Source organism: Pseudomonas sp. RA_5y_Pfl1_P24 (assembly GCF_963970945.1).
In the GTDB taxonomy this organism is placed as follows: Bacteria; Pseudomonadota; Gammaproteobacteria; order Pseudomonadales; family Pseudomonadaceae; genus Aquipseudomonas; species Aquipseudomonas tritici.
Genome location: NZ_CAXAOJ010000006.1, coordinates 260623 through 284815, shown reverse-complemented (window position 1 = coordinate 284815; position 24193 = coordinate 260623). Strand labels below are relative to the sequence as shown.

The window sequence follows — 24193 nt, the reverse complement described above, 5'->3', positions numbered from 1 at the left end:
CGCGGGCCTTCTTTTTAGCGGAGTAGGGCGGTAATCAACCCGCCACCAATACCCGAATCGCTTCCAGTCGCAGCGCCGCTTTATCCAGCATGGCCAAGCCTTGCTCGCGCTGATTGCGCAGGGCAACCAGCTCGCTGTCACGCACGGTCGGGTTGACCGCTTGCAACGCGGTCAGGCGCGCCAGCTCTTCGTCGGTGTCCGCCGCCAGGCGACGTTTGGCGTCGGCTACGCGCTCGGCGTGGCGCGGGGTGATCTTCTCTTCGCCGGCGTTGATCCGTGGCGTCAGATGGTCGCGCTGGGCCTGGATAAACTTGTTGGCGCTGGCCCGAGGCACGCTTTCCAACTGGTCGTTGAGGGTTTCGAACGACACGCGGCCCGACAGGTCGTTGCCATTGGCGTCCAGCAGACAGCGCAGTGCCGCCGGCGGCAGGTAGCGACCCAGTTGCAGCGCGCGCGGCGCTACCACTTCGCTGACGTAAAGCAGCTCCAGCAACACGGTGCCCGGCTTGAGGGCCTTGTTCTTGATCAGCGCCACGGCGGTGTTGCCCATGGAGCCGGACAGCACCAGGTCCATGCCGCCTTGCACCATCGGGTGTTCCCAGGTGATGAACTGCATGTCTTCGCGCGACAGTGCCTGGTTCCGGTCGTAGGTGATGGTCACACCTTCGTCGTCGCCCAGGGGGAAGCTGGCGTCGAGCATTTTTTCGCTGGGCTTGAGGATCAGCGCGTTTTCCGAATGGTCTTCGCTATCGATGCCAAACGCGTTGAACAAGGTTTCCATATAGATCGGCAGGGCGAACTGGTCGTCTTGTTCAAGGATGTCTTCCACCAGTGCATCACCTTCACCCGCGCCGCCGGAGTTGAGCTCCAGCAAGCGGTCGCGACCGGTGTGCAGCTCCTGCTCCAGGCGCTCGCGTTCGGCGCGGGCCTCGTCGATCAAGGCTTGCCACTCGCCGTCGTCGCCGTTTTCCAGCAGCGGCAGCAGGCGCGGCCCGAACTGGTGCTGCAAGGCGTTGCCGGTCGGGCAGGTATTGAGAAACGCGTTCAGCGCTTCGTGGTACCACTGGAACAGACGCTCTTGCGGGCTGGTTTCCAAGTAAGGCACGTGCAGTTCGATCACATGCTTCTGGCCGATCCGGTCCAGACGGCCGATCCGTTGTTCCAGCAAGTCAGGGTGGGACGGCAGGTCGAACAGCACCAAATGGTGGGAGAACTGGAAGTTACGGCCTTCACTGCCGATCTCGGAGCAGATCAGCACCTGGGCGCCAAACTCTTCATCGGCGAAGTAAGCGGCGGCGCGGTCACGCTCGAGGATGTTCATGCCCTCGTGGAACACCGTGGCCGGAATGCCGGAGCGCACTCGCAGGGCGTCTTCCAGGTCCATCGCGGTTTCGGCGTGGGCGCAGATCACCAGGACCTTGGTGCGCTTGAGCATTTTCAGCTGGTCGATCAGCCACTCGACCCGTGGGTCGAAGCGCCACCAGCGGTTTTCTTCTTCGATGTCCGGCTGCGACTGGAAGCTGACTTCCGGGTACAGCTCGGCGTGCTCGCCCAGCGGCAGCTCAAGGTATTCGTCCGGGTTCGGCAGCGGGTAAGCGTGCAGCTTACGCTCCGGGAAGCCCTGCACGGCGGCGCGGGTGTTACGGAACAGCACGCGCCCGGTGCCGTGGCGGTCGAGCAGCTCACGCACCAAACGCGCGCTGGCTTCGGTGTCGCCATCGTTGACGGCGGTGAGCAGTGCTTCGCCTTCGTTGCCGAGGAAACCCTGGATGGTCTTGTGGGCTTTTGGCGACAGGCGACCTTTGTCCAACAGCTCTTGTACCGCTTCGGCCACCGGGCGATAGTTTTCGCTTTCGGCGCGGAAGGCGTGCAGGTCGTGGAAACGGTTCGGGTCCAGCAGGCGCAGGCGCGCGAAGTGGCTGTCCTGGCCCAGTTGTTCCGGGGTGGCGGTGAGCAGCAGCACGCCGGGAATCACTTCAGCCAACTGTTCGACCAATGTGTATTCGGGGCTGGCTTTCTCTTCATGCCACACCAGGTGGTGGGCTTCGTCGACGACCAGCAAGTCCCAGCCAGCCGCGAACAGTGCGTCCTGGGCCTTCTCGTCGTCCACCAGCCATTCCAGCGCGACCAGCGCCAGTTGGGTGTCTTCGAACGGGTTGGCGGCATCGCTTTCGATAAAGCGTTCTTCGTCGAACAGCGCGACTTGCAGGTTGAAGCGCCGGCGCATTTCCACCAGCCACTGGTGCTGCAGGTTTTCCGGGACGAGGATCAGAACGCGGTTGGCGCGGCCCGAGAGCAGTTGGCGATGGATCACCAGGCCGGCTTCGATGGTCTTGCCCAAGCCTACTTCGTCGGCCAGCAATACCCGAGGCGCGATACGGTCAGCGACTTCACGGGCGATGTGCAGTTGGTGCGCGATAGGTTGCGCGCGCACGCCGCCCAGGCCCCACAGCGAGGACTGCAATTGGCGGCTGGTATGTTCCAGGGTGTGGTAGCGCAGCGAGAACCAGGCCAGCGGGTCGATCTGCCCGGCGAACAGACGGTCGCTGGCCAGGCGGAACTGGATAAAGTTGGAGAGTTGGGTTTCCGGCAGGGTGACCTGCTCGTTCTCCCCTTTGAGGCCGTGGTACACCAGCAAGCCGTCGACATCGTCGACTTCCTGCACGGTCATCTTCCAGCCTTCGAAATGGGTGATGGAGTCGCCCGGCGAAAACCTTACGCGGGTGAGGGGCGCATTCCGTAGCGCATACTGGCGAGTGTCGCCAGTGGCCGGATAGAGCACGGTCAACAAGCGGCCGTCCTGTGCCAGAACGGTGCCTAACCCCAGCTCTGCTTCGCTGTCACTAATCCAGCGTTGCCCCGGTTGATACTGCTGCGCCATGCTGCCTGACTCCCGCCGTGAAAAAGCCGACTATCTTAACGGAACAAGGCCCTCATCCAAAGGACTCTGACAAAAACTACTGCGTTTGGTGGACGCATTCAGCGCTGAATCGACGGGTGGCGGGCACTTGCCAGTGTCGACTGGGTCACAGCCTGGCGAGCTTCTGCTCAAGTCACCCTGCAACCCGCCGACAGCCTGTTGATCAGGAGAGTAATCATTATGCTGCCACCCATGTTGCCCGTCAGCGTTGTGCCGGTGACGTCACAACTTGATCCGGTGCGCCAGAAGCCGGATATCCCGCCCGTGGTGCCCGTTCAGCCGAGCTCCAATGAGAGCACCATCGACCTGAAAAAGGGCGACGCCGAGACTTCGGCGTTTTTGCTGCGCGAAGAACAACGCCGCCAGCAGGAACAACAGAAGCGCCGGCGTGAAGCCGATGAAGATCCAGAGCAGCACCTGGCCATTCCGGGGGATGTGCTCAACGCCGACAACACCGTGCCGGTGATTCCACTGATCGAAGACGCGCCGCGCCAGGGCCTGTGGGTCGATGTCGAGGTTTAGTCGCGCAACTCGCGTAAGGCCGCTGACAGCAACACGATATCGTCCTCGTTGTTGAGCGGGCTGACTGAAATCCGCGCCACGCTTTGCAGGCCTCGCGCTTGCATATCCAGCGGGGTATACGCCACGCCGTTAGCGCCGATATTGATGCGCTTCAAGCCCAGGCGCCGTTTGAGTTCGAAGGCGTCCCAACCGGCCAGGTTGAAAGCGATCAAGCCTGATTGACGGGCGCCCAAGTCATGCAGGGAGATGCCCGGCATCTCACGCAATGCTTCGCGAATTCGCTCACTGGTCTGCGACACTTGCTCCCAGACGCGCTCGATGCCCAGTCGATTCATCTCTTGCAACGCATTGCCCAGCCCGGCCAGCAAGGCAAACGACGTCTCGCTGGTTTCAAAGCGGCGGGCATCGTTGCGCAGGTCGAACCCCTGGGTGGTCCATGGCGCTGAAAACACGTCACGCTGAGCAGGCTTCAATCGCTCGAGAAACGCCGGGCGCACATACAACAGCGCTGTACCACGTGGCCCGCGCAGGTGTTTTCGACCGGCCGACTTGAGCACATCACACTGCAGCGCCTGCACATCTACTGGCATCTGGCCGACGGCTTGGCCGGCGTCGATGAAATAGGGGATGGCGTGGCGCCTGGCGACCTCGCCGATGGCCTGGGCGGGGTTGATCAGGCCACCGTTGGCCGGCAGCCAAGTGAGGTCGATCAACTTCACATGGGCATCGATCATTGATGCCAGCGCCACTGGGCAGGCCGCGCCACTGTCATCGCAGGGGATGACTTCGATCCGTGCTCCGGCTTGCACGGCCAGTTCCATGCTCGCCAGGTTACCGCCCCACTCGTGACGGCCCACCAGAATGCGGTCGCCGGGCTGCCAGCGGCCCAAGGCCTGGAAGGCCATGCTCCAGGCGGTCGAGCCGCTGCTGGCAAAGGCAATTGAGGACGCCGGCGCATTGAGTAACTGCCCGGCGGCGCTGCGGGCTTTTTCTAGCAGCACCTCGCCGTGTTCGCCGGCCTCCATCGGACCGTCGCGGGCTTCGCGTTGCAGCTGCGCGATGATTGCGTCGAGGGTCGCCTGGCTGGGCAGTGAGGCGCCGGCATGGTTGAAATGCACGATGCCGGACTGGCAGCCTGGTGTTGTATCCCGCAACTGTTGGATTTCGCGCGGGCTCATGGGCGCAATTCAAAAATCGCATCAACCTCCACCGCCACGCCGGCCGGAAGGCTGGAAACGCCCACGGCGGTACGCACATGCCGACCTTTTTCGCCGAGGGCGTTGACCAATAGGTTGGAGGCACCATTGGCGACCACGCTCTGTTGCGTGAAATCAGCGTGGCTGGCGATAAAAACGCCCAGGCGCAGCGTGCGCATCAGGCGTGACAGGTCATCACCCAGCGCATCGTTCAACTGCGCCAGCAGGCTCAACGCGGCGAGTTCCGCCGCTTGTGCGCCTTCTTCGTCACTCAAGGATTCACCCAGCCGGCCCACGTAGGCAGGTTTACCGTCCACCAGTGGAATTTGCCCGGAGATGAACAACTGGTTCTGGCTGATGACGTGGCTGATGTAGTTGGCAGCCGGTTGGCTGGGGACGGGCAGCGTGAGACCGAGAGCTTGCACGCGTTGGCGGATGGAGTCGCTCATGATGAATCCTCTTGAGTCAGAAGGTTTCAGCATGTTGGTTGCTCAGATAGGCGACAAACGGATAGATCTCACGCGACGTATCGAAATCACTCACGCGTCGGCGCAGGTTTCCTTCAGCCACTGGCTGAAACATGCGGCTGCTTCACTCGTCGTGCCCTGCGGGGCGATGAGCCAGTAGCCAATGTCGCTGTGATAGGGCGGCCAATCGAAGGCTTGTACCAGGCTGCCGTCCAGGAGCTTGCGCTCGATCAGGCGATGACGGCCCATGGCGATGCCTTGGCCAGCCACAGCGGCTTCAACCACGATGTTGTAGTCGTGCAGCATCACACGGGGGCGGTTGGCGAGGTCGACGTGGTAATGCTCAGACCAATCGGTCCATTCAAACGGGCGGTGCGAAGTGGCCATCAGCAGCGGGCCGTCACGCCGGGCCTTGAACGCCGGGCTGCACACCGGGGAGAGGATTTCCGGCATCAGTCGCGTGGCCTGTACATCGGGCCAATCGCCCTTGCCATAGCGGATGGCAAGGTCGACCTCGGCGGCTGCGACGTTCGCCAGCTGGATCGCCGGCAACAACTCCACTTGGATGTGCGCGTAGCGGTTGAGAAAACCGGCCAGGCGTGGTGCCAGCCACAGGGTGGCAAAGGAGGCCAGCAAGCCGATGCGCAATACCGTGGCGCTAGGGGGCACGCGTTGGGCACGGGTAGCGGCGGCAATGGCGCCAAGGGCCGGGCTGATTTCGTCGTAGTAACGTTGGCCGTCGGCAGTCAGGTCAATCGCGCGCGTGCGTCGGATAAACAACGGTTTGCCCAAGTGTTGCTCAAGTTTCTGTACTTGATGACTCAGGGCGCTCTGGGTCACCGACAACTCGTTCGCGGCCTTGATAAAACTCAAATGCCGCGCCACGGCTTCAAAGGCGCGCAGCGCCAGCAACGGCGGAAGGTCCTTGTGCAGTGCCACTTGAGTGCGTCTCCTGATAGGGGAAAGTACCGATTTTGTGGGATGGCCTGCCTTTTGTCGCCCGCTGATTTGCCGTTGGGCGGGGGAGGCCGCATTATTGAGCCATTCTAGCCACCACGTAAGCCAAGCCATGAGTGAAGACGACAAACTGATCGACCTGAATGCCGAACGCGCCAAGCGGGTGCACGACCTCAATGACAAGCGCTTGAATGAAGTACGCCAAGCGTTTGAACAGGCAATGCCGCTCGGCAAAGTGAAGAAGAAACCTAAGAACAAGCCCAAAAAGCGTTGAAACAGCCTGCATCCGTTGATGCAGGTCAGTTATTTCCCTTCTTTACGCCCCGTCGTGGGCGACATTGATCCCCGTCAATTTTTCAATCCGCCTTCTCCATTAACTTAGCCCTATCGCAACAGGGCAAGTGCAGGAGGCCGGTCATGTTTTTCGATAATGTGGTGTTTGCCGGAGTGCTGACAGTGAGCCTCATGGTGATGTTTTTTGTAGGGTTTGGATTTTTTATCTGGAAAGACGCGAACAAGCGTAAAAAATCATAGGTTTTTCCGGGTTACATGAGCACGCAAGGCATTTTGGGCGACTTCGGTCGCCCTTTTTTTGCCTGTTATTTGATCGCTGAAGATCAACTGTGGGTATGGAGTCGGGGCATAAAAAAAGGTGCGACCCTCGCGGATCGCACCTTTTTTATGGCTGCTAGGCTATCAGCTACCGAGTGCCCAGGAGGCCAGCCAGAACAACCCGGCCGACAAGCCCACGGTTGCCGGCAGAGTCAATACCCAGGCCATCAGGATGGTTTTGACGGTGCCGCCTTGCAGGCCGCTTTTGTTCGCGACCATGGTGCCGGCCACGCCCGAAGAGAGCACGTGGGTAGTGGACACTGGCAGCGCGAAGATGTTGGCAAAGCCAATCATGGTCGCGGTGGTGATCTGTGCCGACATGCCTTGGGCATAGGTCATACCCTGCTTGCCGATCTTCTCGCCGATGGTCAGTACCACACGTTTCCAGCCCACCATGGTGCCCAGGCCCAAGGCCAGTGCCACGGCGAGGATGACCCAGAACGGCGCGTATTCGGTGGTGGCGGTCAGGTCTTTGCGCAGCTTGTCGAGGTCGGACTTCTCACGCGCCGGCAGACCTGGCAATTTGCCGACTTTCTTTGCGGTATCGTCCAGGCAGAGCAGGTAGCGGCGCACTTCAATGCGGTGATCGGCGGTCAGCGAATGGTAGTCGGAGACACCTTTCAAAGTACCTAGCAGCGCGTTGATGGTCGGCTCGGTCTGCTGCGGGTTACAACGGAACTTGCCCGGCAGGTCATCCTTCACGCTTTTACCCAAGGCCAGGAATTCACCCAGAGTCTCGTGGTTGCGCTGGTAGAACTGGTTCAGGTGCAAGGTCGCGTCGCGGGTCCGCTCGATCTGGTAAGTGGTGCTGCCCAGGTCGAGTACAAACTGCGCGGGCACGATGCCGATCAGCACCAGCATGATCAGGCCGATACCTTTCTGACCGTCGTTGGAGCCGTGCACGAAGCTCACCGCCATGGCAGAAATTACCAATACCAAGCGGTTCCAGAACGGCGGGTGCTTCTTGTCATCAAGTTTGCGGCGCTGGTCCGGGGTCTTGTGCATCTTCGACAGCGGGCGCCACCACTTCAGGCCAATCAGCACAAGGGCTGCGACCAGAAAGCCGGCCATCGGCGAGAACACCAGGGAGGCGCCGATATCGATCGCCTTCTGCCAATTCACACCGTCAGCCAGGGGGATGTCGTTGATCAGCGCATTGGCCAGGCCGACACCAAGGATCGAGCCGATCAGGGTGTGGGAGCTGGACGCGGGAATACCGAAGTACCAGGTGCCCAGGTTCCAGGTGATCGCCGCAGCCAATAAAGAGAAGACCATCGCCAATCCATGGCCGGTGTTCACATTAATCAGCAACTCCACCGGCAGCAAATGCACGATGGCGTAGGCGACACCGACACCACCGAGCAACACGCCGAGGAAGTTGAACACCCCGGAGAAGAACACGGCCAGGTGCGGCGGCATGGCTTTGGTATAGATGACTGTGGCCACCGCGTTAGCGGTGTCATGAAAGCCATTGATGAACTCGAAGGCGAGGACAAAGGCCAGGGCGAGCAGCAGGCTCACTAGAACCCAAGCATCCAGTCCGCTGAATAAATCGATCATGAAGGTTTTCTGACCCGGTCGTAAGGGGGCGCGATTATGCCAGAAAACCTCAGTAATCGATGCACTAGCTGCTCATCGGTAACAATCTTCCTTGAAAAAAACCGGCGCTAGGGTGCGCATCCCAGGAATTTCGGGGCTTTGGCAAGTCTTTGATTCATAAAGCAGAGGGGTTGCGGGGTAGGGGGCTGTCACAAAAACGTCACGTCTGAAACATTTGTATGAAATTTTACCGCTGGTGGTGCAATGCAAGGTGGCCGGATGCTAGCTATATGCCAGCAACCGAGGCCAGAACCTTGAGTGCCAAACCGAATCGCTTATGGCTCTTCGGTTTTGAGTTCCTGTTCAATCTTTTGGATTTCTTGGGCAAACGCCTGGTCGAGGAGACTGGCTCGCTTGCGCCAGGGTTTGCGTTCAGGCTCAGGCTGGGCGGCGTAGGTGGTGACTTCCCCGCCGTAAACGTCCTTGTAACGTTGCTCCTGGCGCTCAAGTTCCGCGCGCAGTTCATCTTTCGTCACATCGTTACCTAATTAAGTTGAGTGTAAATACGTTGCAGCGTTATGCCTGAATGCCGTTCCTGGCGTCTTCCAAGTTGAACCGTGAAAATGTCCGAGTTTGAAATAGGGACGGGCGGCCACACTGTTAGTGCAGTCATTCAAAGCAGGTAGTTGCGGTCGTCAATGCACAGCGTGCATCACCTGGCGAGCGCTGCTTTCGAGAGTAAACCGGGCAGACCTGTACAGAGGGTGCATTATAGCGGTGCATTTGAATAACACTATCGGCATAAAGTTAAAAAGCGTCAACTTTGTGTGAGCATTTTGTTACACGGGTGTGTCGCTAATTTCGTGAATTCTGGCGTCATAAAATTAACCCAACTTCAGACCTTATTAAGTCTGACTTCATTTTACTGCGTTCCGCTGGCTGGCCAGGGGAGGGCGCCAGCAGATTGCGATAATCGAATGACTGTCCGATAATCGCACAATGTTCTCGGCCTCGCCTTGTGCACGCGGCCGACGCGACTTGTAATAGCAGCCAAACCTCCCCTGCGGTTGACAATAAGAGTAAGGACCCCGACATGAACGATCAATTGCGCAACTCTTTCGCGTCAGTGGCGCCGCCGATCGTTGCGTCCCCGGCCAAGCGTATCCAGGCGTTCACCGGTGATCCGGACTTCATGACCTCCCTCGCCCGTGGCCTGGCGGTGGTGCAAGCGTTCCAGGAGCGCAAGCGCCATCTCACCATCGCCCAGATCAGTCATCGCACCGAGATCCCCCGCGCCGCCGTGCGCCGTTGCCTGCACACCTTGATCAAGCTCGGTTACGCCACCACCGACGGGCGTACCTATTCGCTGCTGCCCAAAGTCCTGACCCTGGGCCATGCCTACCTGTCGTCCACGCCACTGGCGGTCTCGGCCCAACCGTACCTGGACCGCATGAGTGAGCAGCTTCACGAAGCCTGCAACATGGCCACCCTCGAAGGCGACGACATCCTCTATATCGCCCGTTCGGCCACCACCCAGCGCCTGATTTCCGTGGACCTGTCGGTGGGTGGGCGGTTGCCGGCCTATTGCACCTCCATGGGCCGCATATTGCTCGCGGCGCTGGACGACGCCTCGCTGCAGGATTATCTCGACCACGCCGACCTGCAAACCAAGACCAGCCGCACCTTGACCACGCCGCAGGCCTTGTTCGAATGTCTGCAGCAAGTGCGTCAACAGGGCTGGTGCATCGTCGACCAAGAGCTTGAGCAAGGCCTGCGTTCCATCGCCGTGCCGGTGTATGACGCCTCGGGCCAAGTGTTGGCCGCGCTGAACGTCAGCACCCACGCCGGACGGGTCAGCCGCGCCGAGCTGGAACAGCGCTTCTTGCCGAGCATGCTGAGTGCCAGCTGCGAGCTGAGTGCGCAGCTGTTTGCCTAAGCTGTTCGGTGACCGCACAGATCCTGGTTTGATCAATTGACGGTGTTTCCTCAGGCTTATTAAGGTGCGGCAGCGCTGTCAGCGCCAAATAATAACGACGACCCCAGGTCGTCAGCCCGCCATCGGTGTGGAAATAACAATAATGACTCAGCCCTCTGTCGGTACCACGCTGGACGTCCAGTCCTTCATCAACACCCAACCACTGTCACGCTATCAGTGGCGCGTGGTGATCCTGTGTTTCCTGATTGTCTTCCTTGATGGCCTCGACACGGCCGCCATGGGCTTTATCGCGCCTGCGCTGTCCCAGGATTGGGGCATCGACCGCGCCAGCCTCGGCCCGGTGATGAGCGCCGCGTTGATCGGAATGGTCTTCGGCGCGCTCGGCTCCGGCCCGCTGGCGGATCGCTTCGGGCGCAAGGTGGTGCTGGTTGGCGCGGTGTTGGTGTTTGGTGCGTTCAGCCTGGCGTCTGCCTACAGCGCCAACGTTGATCAGTTGCTGGTGCTGCGCTTTCTCACCGGGCTGGGCCTGGGGGCCGGCATGCCGAATGCCACCACGCTGCTGTCCGAATACACCCCGGAACGCCTTAAGTCGCTGCTGGTGACCAGCATGTTCTGCGGCTTCAACCTGGGCATGGCCGGCGGCGGGTTTATTTCGGCCAAGCTGATCCCGGCGTTCGGTTGGCACAGCCTGCTGCTGATCGGCGGCATCCTGCCGTTGATCCTGGCGGTGGTGTTGTTCGTGTGGCTGCCGGAGTCGGCGCGTTTTCTGGTGGTGCGCAATCGCGGCTCTGACAAGGTGCGCAAAACCTTGTCACCCATCGAGCCTTCAATGGTTGCCCAGGCCACCCGCTTCAGCGTGCCTGAACAAAAAACCGTCAAGGCGCGCAACGTGTTCGCGGTGATTTTTTCCGGCACCTACAGCGTTGGTACGTTATTGCTGTGGCTCACCTACTTCATGGGCCTGGTGATCGTGTACCTGCTCACCAGTTGGCTCCCGACGCTCATGCGCGACAGCGGCGCCAGCATGGAACAGGCCGCGTTTATCGGCGCCTTGTTCCAGTTTGGTGGTGTGTTGAGCGCGGTGGGCGTGGGGTGGGCGATGGACCGGTTCAACCCTCACAAGGTCATCGGCATTTTCTACTTGCTGGCCGGGGTGTTTGCCTACGCGGTAGGGCAGAGCCTGGGCAATATCACCGTGCTGGCGACCTTGGTGCTGATCGCCGGGATGTGCGTCAACGGTGCGCAGTCGGCAATGCCGTCCCTGGCCGCACGCTTCTACCCGACCCAGGGGCGCGCCACCGGCGTGTCGTGGATGCTCGGCATCGGCCGCTTCGGCGCGATCCTCGGCGCTTGGATGGGCGCCACCTTGCTTGGCTTGGGTTGGAACTTCGAGCAGGTGCTTACCGCGCTGGTGATTCCGGCTGCATTGGCGACGGCCGCCGTGGTGATCAAAGGCATGGTCAGCCACGCCGACGCGACCTGATGCGTGTTGCAAGCCAGCTCCCACATTGACCGAGTCCCTTCAGATGATTAGCAAGGCAACAATATGTTCGATAATCGAACGCTTAGTCGATTATCGGATTGTTTGGCCCATTTCCCCAGCTTAATCTTCAAGCACTTCGGCGCCACCTCAGCGCCTTTTTCGATCCACACTGGGAGCCCGAACCCCATGGCTGAAATCCTCGCGCTGCGTGACGCGGTGAAGCAATTTGTGAACGACGGCGACACCGTCGCTCTGGAAGGCTTCACTCATCTGATCCCTACGGCAGCGGGTCATGAAATCATTCGTCAGGGTAAGAAAGACCTGACGCTGGTGCGTATGACGCCTGACCTGGTCTACGACCAGTTGATCGGTGCCGGTTGCGCCCGCAAGCTGATTTTTTCCTGGGGCGGCAACCCGGGCGTTGGCTCCCTGCATCGCCTGCGCGATGCGGTCGAGAAGCAATGGCCGCAACCGCTGGAGATCGAAGAGCACAGCCACGCCGACCTGGCCAATGCCTACGTCGCCGGTGCTTCCGGCCTACCCTTCGCGGTACTGCGTGCCTACGCCGGTTCCGACTTGCCCAAGGTCAACCCGCTGATCAAGACCGTGACCTGTCCGTTCACCGGCGAAGTGCTCGCTGCGGTGCCGTCGGTGCGTCCGGATGTCACCGTGATCCATGCGCAAAAAGCCGACCGCAAGGGCAACGTGTTGCTCTGGGGCATTCTTGGCGTGCAGAAGGAAGCGGCACTGGCGGCCAAGCGTTGCATCGTCACCGTCGAGGAAATCGTCGATGACCTCAACGCGCCGATGAACAGCTGCGTGTTGCCGACCTGGGCCCTGACTGCGGTGTGCCATGTGCCCGGTGGCGCCCACCCTTCCTACGCCCATGGTTACAACGAGCGGGATAACCGCTTCTATCAGGCGTGGGACCCAATCGCACGCGACCGTGGGACCTTTACCGCCTGGATTGACGAATACATCCATGGCACTGCCGATTTCACTGAATTCCAGGCCAAGCTGGCCGCCGCGCAGGAGGCCAAGTAATGGCTTACTCGACCCATGAAATGATGACCGTCGCCGCCGCGCGGCGCCTCAAGAACGGCTCCGTCTGCTTTGTTGGCATCGGCCTGCCGTCGAAGGCGGCCAACCTGGCGCGCCTGACCTCGTCCCCGGATGTGGTGCTGATCTACGAGTCCGGCCCGATTGGCGCCAAGCCCAGCGTATTGCCGCTGTCCATCGGCGACGGCGAGCTGGCGGAAACCGCTGACACCGTGGTGCCGACCGGTGAGATCTTTCGCTATTGGCTGCAGGGCGGGCGCATTGACGTGGGCTTTCTTGGTGCGGCCCAGGTCGACCGTTTCGGCAATATCAATACCACCGTGGTCGGTGACTACCACCAGCCCAAAGTGCGCCTGCCGGGTGCCGGTGGCGCGCCGGAGATCGCCGGTTCCGCCAAGAGCGTGCTGATCATCCTCAAACAGTCGGCGCGTTCGTTTGTCGACAAGCTGGACTTCATCACCTCGGTCGGCCACGGCGAAGGCGGCGACTCGCGCAAACGCCTGGGCCTGCCAGGCGCGGGACCGGTAGGGATTATTACCGATCTGTGCATTATGGAGCCTGAAGAGGGCACCCACGAATTCGTGGTTACCGCGCTGCACCCCGGTGTTACCCGTGAACAGGTAGTGGCGGCGACCGGTTGGGCGATTCGATTTGCCGACAAGGTCGACACCACCGCTGAACCGACCGATGTAGAGCTGACCGCTTTGCGTGACCTTGAAGCACGTACCGCGGCGGCCCATGGCCAAGCGCCGGGAGAAGCCTGATGCGCGACGTATTTATCTGTGACGCCATTCGTACCCCCATCGGCCGTTTCGGCGGTGGCTTGTCCACCGTGCGTGCCGATGATTTGGCGGCGTTGCCGATCAAAGCGCTGATCGAGCGCAACCCTTCGGTGGATTGGAGTGCGGTTGATGAGGTGTTCCTCGGTTGTGCCAACCAGGCCGGCGAAGACAATCGTAACGTGGCACGCATGGCGCTGTTGCTGGCGGGCCTGCCGGAGAGCATTCCAGGCGTGACGCTCAACCGCTTGTGCGCCTCGGGCATGGACGCCATCGGCACGGCCTTCCGCGCCATTGCCAGCGGTGAAATGGAGCTGGCGATTGCCGGTGGCGTCGAGTCGATGTCCCGTGCGCCGTTCGTGATGGGCAAGGCCGACGCGGCGTTTTCGCGCAACATGAAGCTGGAAGACACCACCATCGGCTGGCGCTTTATCAACCCGTTGATGAAGGCCCAGTACGGCGTGGATGCCATGCCGCAGACCGCCGATAACGTCGCCGACGATTACCACGTATCCCGCGCCGACCAGGACGCCTTCGCCCTGCGCAGTCAGCAACGCACCGCTGCCGCGCAAGCCGCTGGATTCTTCGCCGAAGAAATCGTGCCGGTGCGGGTCGCCCATAAAAAAGGCGAGACGGTTGTCGAGCAGGATGAACATCCACGTGACACCACGCTGGAAACCCTGGCCAAACTCAAACCGGTCAACGGCCCTGACAAAACCGTCACCGCTGGCAATGCCTCGGGTGTGAATGACGGTGCGGCAGCGTTGATCCTGGCCTCCGCCGACGCCGTCAAGAAACACGGCTTGACCGCCCGCGCCCGCGTGTTGGGCATGGCCAGCGCTGGCGTCGCACCGCGCGTGATGGGCATCGGCCCGGTGCCGGCGGTGCGCAAACTGGTGGAGCGGCTGGGCCTGGCGGTCACCGACTTTGATGTGATCGAACTCAACGAAGCCTTCGCCAGCCAAGGCCTGGCGGTGCTGCGTGAACTGGGCATCGCCGACGATGCGCCGCAGGTCAACCCGAATGGTGGTGCCATCGCCCTCGGCCACCCGTTGGGCATGAGTGGCGCGCGGCTGGTGCTGACCGCCTTGCATCAACTCGAAAAAACCGGCGGCCGCAAAGGCCTGGCGACCATGTGCGTGGGCGTCGGACAAGGCTTGGCCCTGGCGATTGAACGCATCTAACACGAGAGGATTGTTCCATGAGTGACAAGCCCGGATACCGACGCCCGCAAGCGGGCACCCAACCTGATTACCTGCACCCGGCCTACCAGTCGACAAACCTGCGCTCGCCGTCCCAGCCGTTGGTGTTCTTGCCACACTCTTTGTCGGAAATCACCGGCCCGACCATCGGCGCCGAGCGGATCAATGAGAAGGACAATGACCTCACTGCCCAGCATGAGGGCGAGCCCCAGGGCGAGCGCATCATCATTCACGGCCGCGTGCTGGACGAGAATGGCCTGCCGGTGCCGGGCATTCTTGTGGAAATCTGGCAGGCTAACGCCGCCGGCCGCTACAACCACAAACGCGACCTGCACGATGCACCGCTGGACCCGAATTTCACCGGCACCGGTCGCACCGTGACCGACGCTGACGGCGGGTACCAGTTCCAGACCATCAAGCCCGGTGCCTACCCATGGGGCAATCACCACAACGCCTGGCGCCCGGCGCATATCCACTTTTCGCTGTTTGGCCCGAGTGTGCTGACGCGCCTGGTCACGCAGATGTACTTCCCCGGCGACCCGCTGTTGGAATACGACCCGATCTACAACTGCGTGCCGGATACCTCGGCCAAGGAACGCCTGATCGCCCGTTTCGACCTGGAAAAAACCGTCCCGCACTACGCCCTCGGCTACCGTTGGGACATTGTCCTTCGCGGCCGCGACGCCACGCCGATGGAGAAATAAGATGACACTCAACGCGACCACGTCCCACACCGTTGGGCCTTATTACCACATTGGCCTGACCTGGCTGAACCGCGAAGACCTGACCGTGGCCGCCACCCTTGGCGAGCGTGTGGCGATCAGCGGGCAAGTGGTGGATGGCAACGGCGATGTCGTCAACGACGCCATGCTTGAAGTCTGGCAGGCCAACGCCGCCGGCAAATATGACCACCCCGAAGATGAGCAGGACAAAGCGCTGGACCCGAACTTCGAAGGTTTCGGCCGGGTGCCGGTGGATGCAGAAGGGCGATTTCGCTTTACCACCATCAAGCCGGGCGCCGTGCCGGGGTTGAAGGGCACGACTCAGGCGCCGCATTTGGTGGTGCTGGTGTTTGCGCGAGGGTTGGTGAAGCATCTGCTGACGCGGATTTATTTTGACGGTGAGCCGATGAATGGGGATGACCCGTTGCTGGCGTGTGTGCCGGCGGAGCGGCGTAGCACCTTGATTGCCAAGCCGGATGCGGCGGGTGTGCATCAGTGGAATGTGGTGTTGCAGGGGACGAATAAGGAAACGGTGTTCTTCGATTATTGATCGGTAGCAGCGGCAAGTTTCAAGCGGCAAGCTACAAGGAAAAGCAGGCGATCGCTGTCGCTCTTCTCTTGCAGCTTGCCGCTCGAAACTTGTAACTGCTTCAAATGCGGAACATGGTTGTTGCAAAGTATGTCTAGGCTATAACCGTTCCCACTGAGTGAAAAAAACATGACAACAACCACCAGTCACTACACCGGAGAAGAACGCAGCAAACGGATTTTTGCGATTGTCGGTGCTTCGTCCGGCAACCTCGTCGAATGGTTCGACTTCTACGTCTACGCCTTCTGCGCCATCTACTTCGCCCCAGCGTTTTTCCCGTCGGACGACCCCACGGTCCAACTGCTCAACACTGCGGGTGTGTTCGCCGCCGGGTTCCTGATGCGGCCGATCGGCGGCTGGCTGTTTGGTAGGGTGGCCGACAAGCACGGCCGTAAGAACTCGATGATGATCTCGGTGCTGATGATGTGCGCCGGCTCGCTGGTCATTGCCTTCCTGCCGACTTACAAAGACATCGGCGCCTGGGCCCCGGCGTTGCTGTTGGCGGCACGACTTTTCCAAGGCTTGTCAGTGGGTGGCGAATACGGCACCACCGCGACCTATATGAGTGAAGTCGCGCTCAAGGGCCAGCGCGGTTTCTTCGCCTCGTTCCAGTACGTAACCCTGATCGGCGGGCAATTGCTGGCTGTGCTGGTGGTGGTGATCCTGCAACAGATCCTCACCGAAGACGAATTGCGCGCCTGGGGCTGGCGGATTCCGTTCGTGATCGGCGCGGTGGCGGCGATGATCTCGCTGCTGCTGCGTCGCACCCTGAAGGAAACCGCCAGTAAGGAAATGCGCCAGGACAAGGACGCCGGCAGCATCGCCGCGCTGTTCCGCAACCATAAGGCGGCGTTTATCACCGTGCTCGGCTATACCGCCGGCGGCTCGCTGATTTTCTACACCTTTACCACCTACATGCAGAAGTACCTGGTGAACACTGCCGGGATGCATGCCAAGACCGCCAGCTACATCATGACCGGCGCGCTGTTCGTGTACATGTGCATGCAGCCACTGTTCGGCATGCTTTCGGACAAGATCGGCCGGCGTAACTCGATGCTCTGGTTCGGTGCCCTCGGCACCCTGTGCACGGTACCGATCCTGCTGACCCTGAAAACCGTGACCAGCCCGTTCCTGGCTTTTGTGCTGATCTCCCTGGCGCTGGCCATTGTCAGCTTCTATACCTCTATCAGCGGCCTGGTGAAAGCGGAAATGTTCCCACCGCACGTACGTGCATTGGGTGTGGGCCTGGCCTATGCGGTGGCCAATGCGATCTTCGGCGGTTCGGCGGAATACGTGGCCTTGGGCCTGAAATCCATGGGCATGGAAAACACTTTTTACTGGTACGTCACCGGCATGATGGCAGTGGCTTTCCTGTTCAGCTTGCGCCTGCCTAAACAGGCGGAGTACTTGCATCACGATCTTTAAGGGATGAGCTATGACGCTGCGCACGAGCAATCAATTGTTCGACGCTTATTTCACGGCGGACAGCATGGCCGAGGTGTTCTGCGACAGGGGACGTTTGCAGGGCATGCTGGATTTTGAGGCGGGGTTGGCCCGGGCCGAGGCTCGGGTCGGTTTGATCCCCCAGGCCGCGGTCGCACCGATCGCCCAGGCGTGCCTGGCGTCGCTGTATGACGTCGATGCCCTCGGCGTGGCGATTGCCACGGCGGGGAATTCGGCGATTCCGTTGGTGAAGGCATTGGGCAAGTTGATTGCCGCTGAAGACCCCGGCGCCGAACGTTATGTGCACCTGGGCGCGACGAGCCAGGATGTGATGGACACCGGGCTGGTGCTGCAACTGCGCCAGGCCATGGCGTTGATCGAAACGGACCTGGCGCGCCTGGGCGACATTCTTGCCACCCAGGCCCAGCGCTATGCGGCCTTGCCACTCGCTGGGCGGACCTGGTTGCAGCATGCGACGCCGGTGACCCTGGGGATGAAAATCGCCGGTTGGCTGGGGGCAGTCACGCGCAGTCGGCAACGTCTCGCCGAACTGAAACCGCGCTTGCTGGTGCTGCAATTCGGCGGTGCCTCCGGAACCCTCGCAGCGCTGGGCGAACAGGCCATGCCGGTGGCCGAGGCGCTGGCAATAGAGCTGCAACTGACCTTGCCCGAACAGCCCTGGCACACCCAACGGGATCGTCTGGTGGAATTCGCGAGCGTGCTTGGCCTGATCGCTGGCAGCCTCGGCAAACTGGGCCGCGATATCAGCCTGCTGATGCAAACCGAAGCGGCGGAGCTCTTTGAGCCCTCCGCGCCGGGCAAAGGCAGCTCATCGACCATGCCGCACAAGCGCAACCCGGTGGGCGCCGCAGTGCTGATCAGCGCCGCGACCCGTGTGCCCGGGTTGGTGGCGACAATGTTCGGTGCCATGCCCCAGGAGCACGAGCGCAGCCTGGGCCTGTGGCATGCCGAATGGGAAACCTTGCCGGAGATTTGCCGGTTGGTCTCCGGCGCGTTGCAACAGGCCTTGCTGGTGAGCGAAGGGTTGGAAGTCGACCCGCAACGCATGGCGCACAACCTCGACCTGACCCAAGGCCTGGTGCTGGCCGAAGCCGTCAGCATCGTGCTCGCCCAGCGCCTGGGCCGTGAAACTGCACACCATCTGCTGGAGCAATGCTGCAAACGCGCCGCCGCAGAAGGCCGGCATCTGCGCGCGGTATTGGCGGATGAGCCGCAAGTCACCGCCGAGCTGTCAGCGGCTGAGCTGGACCGCTTGCTTGATCCCGCCCATTACCTGGGCCAGGCCCGCACCTGGGTCACCCGCGCTGTAGCCGAACACTTTGCTTGAGGAGACCACCGTGGCATTTTTACAACTCGCCGAGGGCGAACTGCATTACAAATTGGACGGGCCTGTGGACGCGCCAGTGTTGGTGCTTTCCAACTCATTGGGCACCGACCTGCACATGTGGGACATCCAGATCCCGGTCTTCACCAAACATTTTCGCGTGCTGCGTTTTGACACCCGTGGCCATGGCAAATCCTTGGTCAGTCCTGGGCCCTACAGCATCGAGCAACTCGGTCGCGACGTGATCGCGCTGCTCGACGCACTGGCCATCCAACGCGCACATTTCTGCGGCTTGTCCATGGGCGGCTTGATCGGCCAGTGGCTGGGCATCAATGCGGGCGGCCGCCTGCACCGCCTGGTGCTGTGCAACACTGCGGCCAAGATCGGCACGCCCGACGTTTGGAACCCACGCATAGAGAGGGTGCTGCGCGATGGCGCAGCGGCGATGGTGGCCCTGCGCGATGCGTCGATTGCGCGCTGGTTTACCGCCGACTTTGCGGCGGCCAACCCGCACCAGGCCCGGCAGATTACCGACATGCTTGCGGCGACCTCGCCTGAGGGTTACGCCGCCAACTGCGCAGCGGTGCGGGATGCGGATTTTCGCGACCAACTGGCCTTGATCAAAGTGCCGACCCTGGCGATTACCGGCACTGAAGACGCAGTCACACCGCCTGCGGGCAGCCACTTTATCCAGAACCATGTGCAGGGTGCCGAGTACGCAGAGTTCTACGCGGCGCATTTGTCCAACGTCCAGGCCGGTGCTGCGTTCAGCGAGCGCGTTATCGAATTTTTACGCACTACAGATCGCGTTTCCTAGTGAATCAGGAGTTTTTTGTGGACGAGAAACAACGTTATGCCGAAGGCCTGCAAGTGCGTCGCGAAGTGCTGGGTGATGCCCATGTCGACCGCAGCCTCAATGCCCTGACCGAGTTCAACAGTGAGTTCCAGGAAATGATCACCCGCCATGCCTGGGGTGATATCTGGACCCGTCCCGGCCTGCCTCGGCACACCCGCAGCCTGATCACCATCGCCATGCTGATCGGCATGAACCGCAGCGAAGAACTCAAGCTGCACCTGCGCGCCGCGGCCAGCAATGGCGTGACCCGCGCCGAGATCAAGGAAGTGCTGATGCAGAGCGCGATCTACTGCGGGATTCCGGCGGCGAATGCGACGTTCCATTTGGCTGAGTCGGTGTGGGATGAGCTGGGGGTGGAGTCGCGCGAGCAAGACTGAACCTGAAATACGATCAAATGTGGGCGCTGGCCTCCATCGCACCGGGAATCAGTGGGAATCCGCATCCCACACCCAGTTCCACACACCCGGCAGATGCACCTCTTCACTCACATCCTTCACGGTCCTTGCCAACGCCGCGCGCTGAAGCTGCGCGGTGTCGGTGTAGAACGGCGCAGCGGCCGTCTTCAGGCCAGTGACGCGAGCGCTGTCCAGCAGGATCTGCAAGTACTCCTGCATATGGATCGCGGTATAGCGGTTGATGTCGTGGAACGTCACCACCACCGGTATCACGCCGTCCACGGTCGGCAGTTGCCCCAATGCGATGCGCTCGCGCACCACCGACAGTTGCCGATACACATTCGCCCGGCGCCGTGGGCTGCCATTGAAGCCCCAGATCTTGCCGTCATTGGCGCTCAGGTCGGTCAACAACACGTGCATGCCATGGCGCTTGTAGGCGGCGAAGGTGCGGCGGTCGTAGTTCCAGAACGGTGGACGTACCAGCGTGGGCGGTGCACCGGTGATGGCGGCAATGTCGGCGGCGCCCTGGGTGAGGGTGCTTTCAAGTGTCGCGTCATTCAGCCAACGATGGTTGGTATGAAACGCCGTGGCCGTGTGGAAGGCCAGGATATGCCCGCCCGCGTACTCACGCTCCATCGTCTTGCGGCCCCGCGAACTGCCACCGGAGCGGGCTGCTTCGGTTTGCAGGAAAAACACCGCCTTGATCCCCGGCAATACCGGGTTCTGCGCCAGGTCGGCCACCACCGAACGGCTCGGGTTGTTGTAGCCCGATGCGCTGGGGCCGTCATCGAAGGTCAGTAGAAAGCGGATCGGCGCCTGAGCTTGCAGGCGTTGTTCGGTCTGCGGTGTGAGGGCGATGGGGGCGCCGATGCAGCCGCTGAGGCTCAGGGCCAGGGCTAGCATGGCGGATGCGATGGCGAAGGATTTCATGGCGGGCGCGGGCTCAAATAGAAGGCCGCTGTTGGGTGGGATCAGCAGCGGCAGGCGCGCACGATACAGCAAGATCGGCTGTGTGAGGTTACAGTCTGACAGGCGAGCGTTGATCGGCGTCAGTCCAGGTATTGTCCTTTTCGCGGAGCCAGGTGCTGACCCTGTCTCTTGGAATTGGTCGGACACGTCAGATCGTTCCCCGATACATGTCATTCGGGTTTACAGCAGACTGATCGGATAGCTGATGATCAACCGATTCTCATCAAACTCATTGTTGCTGTAGTCACGCCGCATGCTCGAATTGCGCAGGCGCACTGTCAGGTTTTTCGCGGCGCCGCTTTGCACGGTGTAGCCCAATTCGCTTTCGCGGCCCCATTCCTTGCCATCAGTGATCGTCCCGGTGTGCACATTGCTGCCGCTGATATAGCGATTCATCAGGGTCAGCCCGGGCACGCCGAGGGTGGCGAAGTTGTAGTCGTGACGCACCTGCCAGGATTTCTCTTGGGCGTTGTCGTAGCTCGAGTTGTAGCTGTCGTTGGCCAGGGTGCCGCCGCTGGTGCCGTTGACGCGCATCCAGGCGCTGTCGCCGGTGAGTTTTTGCAGGCCGACATAGAAGGTGTTGCCGCCGTACTTGGCCGAGAACAGGCCGGACCAGGTCTTGTTGTCCAGCTCGCCTGCGCGGGCGCTGCCGTCGTCCTTGCCATAGAAAAAGCCAAGGTTGGCGCCCAGGGTCCAGTCGCCCAACGGCTGGCTGTGGGTCAGGTTAACGAACTGCTGGCTGTAGATGTCCTTGAGCTGCGCGTTCCACAGGCCGATCTGCGTGCGTTTGTCATTGAACGCGTACTCGCCGCCCTGGAAGTTGAAACGGTCGGAAGTGAACGCGGTTTTACCGGCCATCGACATGTCGGTCATGCTGCTGTCGTCACGCGGGCTGTTGGCGCGGAACTGGCCGCCGTAGAGGGTCAGGCCGTCGATTTCCCTGGAGGTGATCTGCCCGCCGCGCAAGGTTTGCGGCAGGGAGCGACCATCGTCCGAGCGCAGGATAGGCAGCACCGGCATCCATTCGCCGACCTTCACTTCGGTCTTGGAAATGCGCGCCTTGAACGCTACACCAAGGCGCCCGAATTCATCCGCAGGGCGGCCATCATGGTCCAACGGCAACAGCTGCGTACCGCCGGTACCGCGCCCACCGTCCAGCTTCAACGAATACAGCCCCAGCACATCCACGCCAAACCCCACGGTGCCCTGGGTAAAGCCGGACTTGGCGTCGAGGATGAAACTCTGCGTCCACTCCTGCGCACCGCCCTGTGTTTTGGTGGGGTTGGTGAAGTTGCGGTTGAAGAAGAAGTTACGCAGGTTGAGGTTGGCGCTGGCGTCTTCGAGAAAGCCGTGTTCTTCGGCGACAACGGGCAGGGCAAGACTGGCGACAGCGGTTGCCAGCAGGAGCTGGCGCGGGTGGAAAGTGCTCATGGCGTAAGGGCCTGTTGTTATTGGGTTTATGCAGGTGGCGGCCATGGTGCGGGGCGGTGCGGGGGCGATTCAATTGGGGGAGGACGGGTTGTGGGCGATGATCGAACGCAAGTTGGCGGGCCGGACTCATGAGGTCTGGCCTGGTTTTCGGGGCTTAGTGCAGGGTGTTCAAACTGGTCCACGGGATGGCGGGCAGAAATTTCTGGCAGGCGAGGGTTGCGGCCACCATCGCCATCAAGAACACCACTTGCAGCGGGCTCCAATAAGCCCAGTGCAACCCTTTGATCCACGGAATCCTGGCATTGAAGTTTTCGTTGACCTTGCCGATTCGCCGCGAGTGAAACAGGCTGATCAGGATCATGCCCAGGTAAGTCAGCATGCCCATGACCCCGAGAATGTAGCCAAACACAATTAGCATCACCAATTGGGGAATACCATGGCGTAGCACGAGTCTGAACTGGCCGACGCTGAGCCGCTTGGGCAACAGGCGTTCGCTGAGCCACAGGTCCTGGACGATCAGGCGTGAGGTGAAGTCGGCCCATAATTGGGCACCGCGCAGGGCGCAGAGCGCGGGAGCGACTGACAGCAGGATCAACAAAAAGAATTTGGCCGGCAGCGAAGTGTCGAGGACTTGATGAAAGGCCAGGCCGTTGGCGAGGGCTAATCCGGCCCAGACTCTGATCCAGCTATCAAGGGTCACCCCACGCGGCAGGAATTTTCGCCAGAAGAAAACGTGCGAATCCGGCAGTCGTTCGAGCAAGTCCGGGTAGCGCCAGGTCAGCACTTCAGACAGGTGTTGAGTGGCATTCCACGCATTCTCATCAAAGCCTGCGACCAAGCGGCATTGTTCCTTCACGCTCATCGGCGTAAGCAACAGGCGCGCCGCCAACGCATCGGCAGAGGTGCGGCGGGTGTCGTTCGCCTTCTCTTGCAGGTTGACGTAGAAACTTTCCTGCTCACAACGCGACACCAATTCGCGCCACATCCACGCCGGTTCCGGGTAGACGCCTTTCTGGTCGTCCCAACCAAACACCTGGCACACCCGCTCGAACAGCGGCACGCTCCAGGTGGTGTCGTGGAGCAGGTGCAGGATGATGCGTTGCCACTGCTGCTGCAGGTCGAACACCCGTAGCCAGGGCTGGTTGTTGTACTGCGTGAGCTGGGTGATGAACTCGCGCTCGGCCTTTTGCTCCAGCAGTTCCTGCAAGGTGTGACGGTAGTCCTGCAGCAGTTCGCTGGTCAGCGCATCGTATTGCCAAGTGGTCATTGCCACCTGCTGCCACGGGGTCAGCCATTCCAGGTTTTGTACCGCCCATTGGGCGATAGGACTGCGTTCGCCCGGTGCTTCAAAGCAGTGGCGCAGCAAGCCAACCTGGAAAGCGTCGGTGCAGTCCTGCTGATTGGCCAGGTTCCAGCGTTCGATGAAGTTGCTGACGTTGAGTCCACTGAGCAGGGCATGCGCCGGGTCGGCCTTGGGCGCTTCGAAAGGGGCTGGGTGCAGGGCGCTGACGTCCATCAACTCGGCGAGGTCGTTGAGGTTACCGTAGGCCTGTTCGGCAGCGGGCTTTGCGGCGATGTTTGGCTGTTCTTCGCAGTCGGCTCGCCAGCGTGCGTAGGCCAGTGCTTCTTCATAGGCTTCGCGCAATCGCTGGAAGCCTGCGGCATCGTCATCCGGCCGGCAGCTTTTCAGCAGCCGCGCATAGCTGCGCTTGATGGTGCGCTCGTCAGCGTCTTCCGACAGTTGCAGCACGGTCCAGCAATCCATGGTGTG

Annotated in this window: 23 protein-coding genes; 14 read left to right on the top strand and 9 right to left on the bottom strand. The window is 61.1% G+C overall.

Going from position 1 to position 24193, the window contains the following annotated elements; translation table 11 throughout:
- Positions 1 to 34: 34 nt before the first annotated feature.
- A complete protein-coding gene (rapA, locus tag AACY30_RS12425; RefSeq protein ID WP_339415014.1) occupies positions 35 to 2881 on the bottom strand; it encodes an RNA polymerase-associated protein RapA in 2847 nt (948 codons plus the stop codon).
- Positions 2882 to 3100: 219 nt separating this feature from the next.
- Between rapA and AACY30_RS12420 the strand changes: the two genes are divergently transcribed.
- Positions 3101 to 3442 carry an aspartate-semialdehyde dehydrogenase gene (locus AACY30_RS12420; RefSeq protein ID WP_339435920.1) on the top strand — a complete coding sequence of 114 codons (342 nt, stop codon included), beginning with the start codon at positions 3101 to 3103 and terminating at the stop codon, positions 3440 to 3442.
- Here the strand turns inward: AACY30_RS12420 and AACY30_RS12415 are convergent.
- The 3 genes from AACY30_RS12415 to AACY30_RS12405 all read right to left on the bottom strand — a co-directional run bounded on the left by AACY30_RS12415 (position 3439) and on the right by AACY30_RS12405 (position 6044).
- The gene (locus AACY30_RS12415; RefSeq protein ID WP_339540400.1) at positions 3439 to 4620 is read right to left on the bottom strand and encodes an aminotransferase class V-fold PLP-dependent enzyme; all 1182 of its coding nucleotides are present in this window, start codon (positions 4618 to 4620) and stop codon (positions 3439 to 3441) included. The genes AACY30_RS12420 and AACY30_RS12415 overlap by 4 nt on opposite strands.
- Positions 4617 to 5087, bottom strand: coding sequence for a RidA family protein (locus AACY30_RS12410; protein WP_339540399.1), 471 nt, complete (start codon positions 5085 to 5087; stop codon positions 4617 to 4619). The genes AACY30_RS12415 and AACY30_RS12410 overlap by 4 nt, the downstream gene beginning before the upstream one ends.
- Positions 5088 to 5177: 90 nt before the next feature.
- Positions 5178 to 6044 carry a LysR substrate-binding domain-containing protein gene (locus AACY30_RS12405; RefSeq protein WP_339540398.1) on the bottom strand — a complete coding sequence of 289 codons (867 nt, stop codon included), beginning with the start codon at positions 6042 to 6044 and terminating at the stop codon, positions 5178 to 5180.
- A 130-nt stretch (positions 6045 to 6174) separates the two neighbouring features.
- Between AACY30_RS12405 and AACY30_RS12400 the strand changes: the two genes are divergently transcribed.
- The gene (locus AACY30_RS12400) at positions 6175 to 6336 is read left to right on the top strand and encodes a hypothetical protein (protein ID WP_017137225.1); all 162 of its coding nucleotides are present in this window, start codon (positions 6175 to 6177) and stop codon (positions 6334 to 6336) included.
- A gap of 143 nt (positions 6337 to 6479) precedes the next feature.
- Complete coding sequence (gene ccoM / locus AACY30_RS12395; RefSeq protein WP_305884516.1) at positions 6480 to 6596, top strand: cytochrome c oxidase subunit CcoM; 117 nt, start codon at positions 6480 to 6482, stop codon at positions 6594 to 6596.
- Between the two features lie 162 nt (positions 6597 to 6758).
- On the opposite strand, the gene AACY30_RS12390 is transcribed toward ccoM, so the two are convergent.
- Together AACY30_RS12390 and AACY30_RS12385 are read right to left on the bottom strand one after the other, a co-directional pair.
- Complete coding sequence (locus AACY30_RS12390) at positions 6759 to 8234, bottom strand: inorganic phosphate transporter (RefSeq protein WP_049709598.1); 1476 nt, start codon at positions 8232 to 8234, stop codon at positions 6759 to 6761.
- Positions 8235 to 8548: 314 nt separating this feature from the next.
- The gene (locus AACY30_RS12385; protein WP_003189295.1) at positions 8549 to 8749 is read right to left on the bottom strand and encodes a hypothetical protein; all 201 of its coding nucleotides are present in this window, start codon (positions 8747 to 8749) and stop codon (positions 8549 to 8551) included.
- A 557-nt stretch (positions 8750 to 9306) separates the two neighbouring features.
- Here AACY30_RS12385 and pcaR point away from each other — a divergent pair.
- The 11 genes from pcaR (at position 9307) to pcaC (ending at position 20004) form a co-directional block, all read left to right on the top strand.
- Entirely contained in the window at positions 9307 to 10149 is an 843-nt protein-coding gene (gene pcaR, locus AACY30_RS12380; RefSeq protein WP_314564805.1) for a pca regulon transcriptional regulator PcaR, read from the top strand.
- 142 nt (positions 10150 to 10291) lie between these two features.
- The gene (locus AACY30_RS12375; protein WP_339469531.1) at positions 10292 to 11632 is read left to right on the top strand and encodes an MFS transporter; all 1341 of its coding nucleotides are present in this window, start codon (positions 10292 to 10294) and stop codon (positions 11630 to 11632) included.
- 186 nt (positions 11633 to 11818) lie between these two features.
- Positions 11819 to 12676: a CoA transferase subunit A gene (locus AACY30_RS12370; protein ID WP_339415009.1), complete on the top strand. Its 858-nt coding sequence runs from the start codon at positions 11819 to 11821 to the stop codon at positions 12674 to 12676.
- Positions 12676 to 13455 carry a CoA-transferase subunit beta gene (locus tag AACY30_RS12365; protein ID WP_339415008.1) on the top strand — a complete coding sequence of 260 codons (780 nt, stop codon included), beginning with the start codon at positions 12676 to 12678 and terminating at the stop codon, positions 13453 to 13455. Before AACY30_RS12370 ends, AACY30_RS12365 begins: the two co-directional genes overlap by 1 nt.
- Positions 13452 to 14654 carry a 3-oxoadipyl-CoA thiolase gene (gene pcaF, locus AACY30_RS12360; RefSeq protein ID WP_339469593.1) on the top strand — a complete coding sequence of 401 codons (1203 nt, stop codon included), beginning with the start codon at positions 13452 to 13454 and terminating at the stop codon, positions 14652 to 14654. Before AACY30_RS12365 ends, pcaF begins: the two co-directional genes overlap by 4 nt.
- 17 nt (positions 14655 to 14671) lie before the next feature.
- The gene (pcaH, locus tag AACY30_RS12355; protein WP_339469532.1) at positions 14672 to 15376 is read left to right on the top strand and encodes a protocatechuate 3,4-dioxygenase subunit beta; all 705 of its coding nucleotides are present in this window, start codon (positions 14672 to 14674) and stop codon (positions 15374 to 15376) included.
- Between the two features lies 1 nt (position 15377).
- Complete coding sequence (gene pcaG, locus AACY30_RS12350) at positions 15378 to 15944, top strand: protocatechuate 3,4-dioxygenase subunit alpha (RefSeq protein WP_339469534.1); 567 nt, start codon at positions 15378 to 15380, stop codon at positions 15942 to 15944.
- 168 nt (positions 15945 to 16112) lie between these two features.
- On the top strand, positions 16113 to 17408 hold the full coding sequence (locus AACY30_RS12345) for an MFS family transporter (protein ID WP_339415005.1): 1296 nt from the start codon (positions 16113 to 16115) through the stop codon (positions 17406 to 17408).
- Between the two features lie 10 nt (positions 17409 to 17418).
- Positions 17419 to 18774, top strand: a complete 1356-nt coding sequence (locus AACY30_RS12340; protein WP_339540397.1) for a 3-carboxy-cis,cis-muconate cycloisomerase — start codon at positions 17419 to 17421, stop codon at positions 18772 to 18774.
- A 10-nt stretch (positions 18775 to 18784) separates the two neighbouring features.
- Positions 18785 to 19588 carry a 3-oxoadipate enol-lactonase gene (gene pcaD, locus AACY30_RS12335; RefSeq protein WP_339469537.1) on the top strand — a complete coding sequence of 268 codons (804 nt, stop codon included), beginning with the start codon at positions 18785 to 18787 and terminating at the stop codon, positions 19586 to 19588.
- 17 nt (positions 19589 to 19605) lie between these two features.
- Positions 19606 to 20004, top strand: a complete 399-nt coding sequence (pcaC, locus tag AACY30_RS12330) for a 4-carboxymuconolactone decarboxylase (protein ID WP_339415002.1) — start codon at positions 19606 to 19608, stop codon at positions 20002 to 20004.
- A gap of 48 nt (positions 20005 to 20052) precedes the next feature.
- Here pcaC and AACY30_RS12325 read toward each other — a convergent pair whose 3' ends face one another.
- The 3 genes from AACY30_RS12325 to AACY30_RS12315 form a co-directional block, all read right to left on the bottom strand.
- Complete coding sequence (locus tag AACY30_RS12325) at positions 20053 to 20952, bottom strand: polysaccharide deacetylase family protein (RefSeq protein ID WP_339540396.1); 900 nt, start codon at positions 20950 to 20952, stop codon at positions 20053 to 20055.
- Positions 20953 to 21171: 219 nt separating this feature from the next.
- Positions 21172 to 22422, bottom strand: a complete 1251-nt coding sequence (locus AACY30_RS12320) for an OprD family porin (RefSeq protein WP_339540395.1) — start codon at positions 22420 to 22422, stop codon at positions 21172 to 21174.
- 154 nt (positions 22423 to 22576) lie between these two features.
- Complete coding sequence (locus AACY30_RS12315) at positions 22577 to 24187, bottom strand: J domain-containing protein (protein WP_339540394.1); 1611 nt, start codon at positions 24185 to 24187, stop codon at positions 22577 to 22579.
- Positions 24188 to 24193 lie beyond the last annotated feature (6 nt).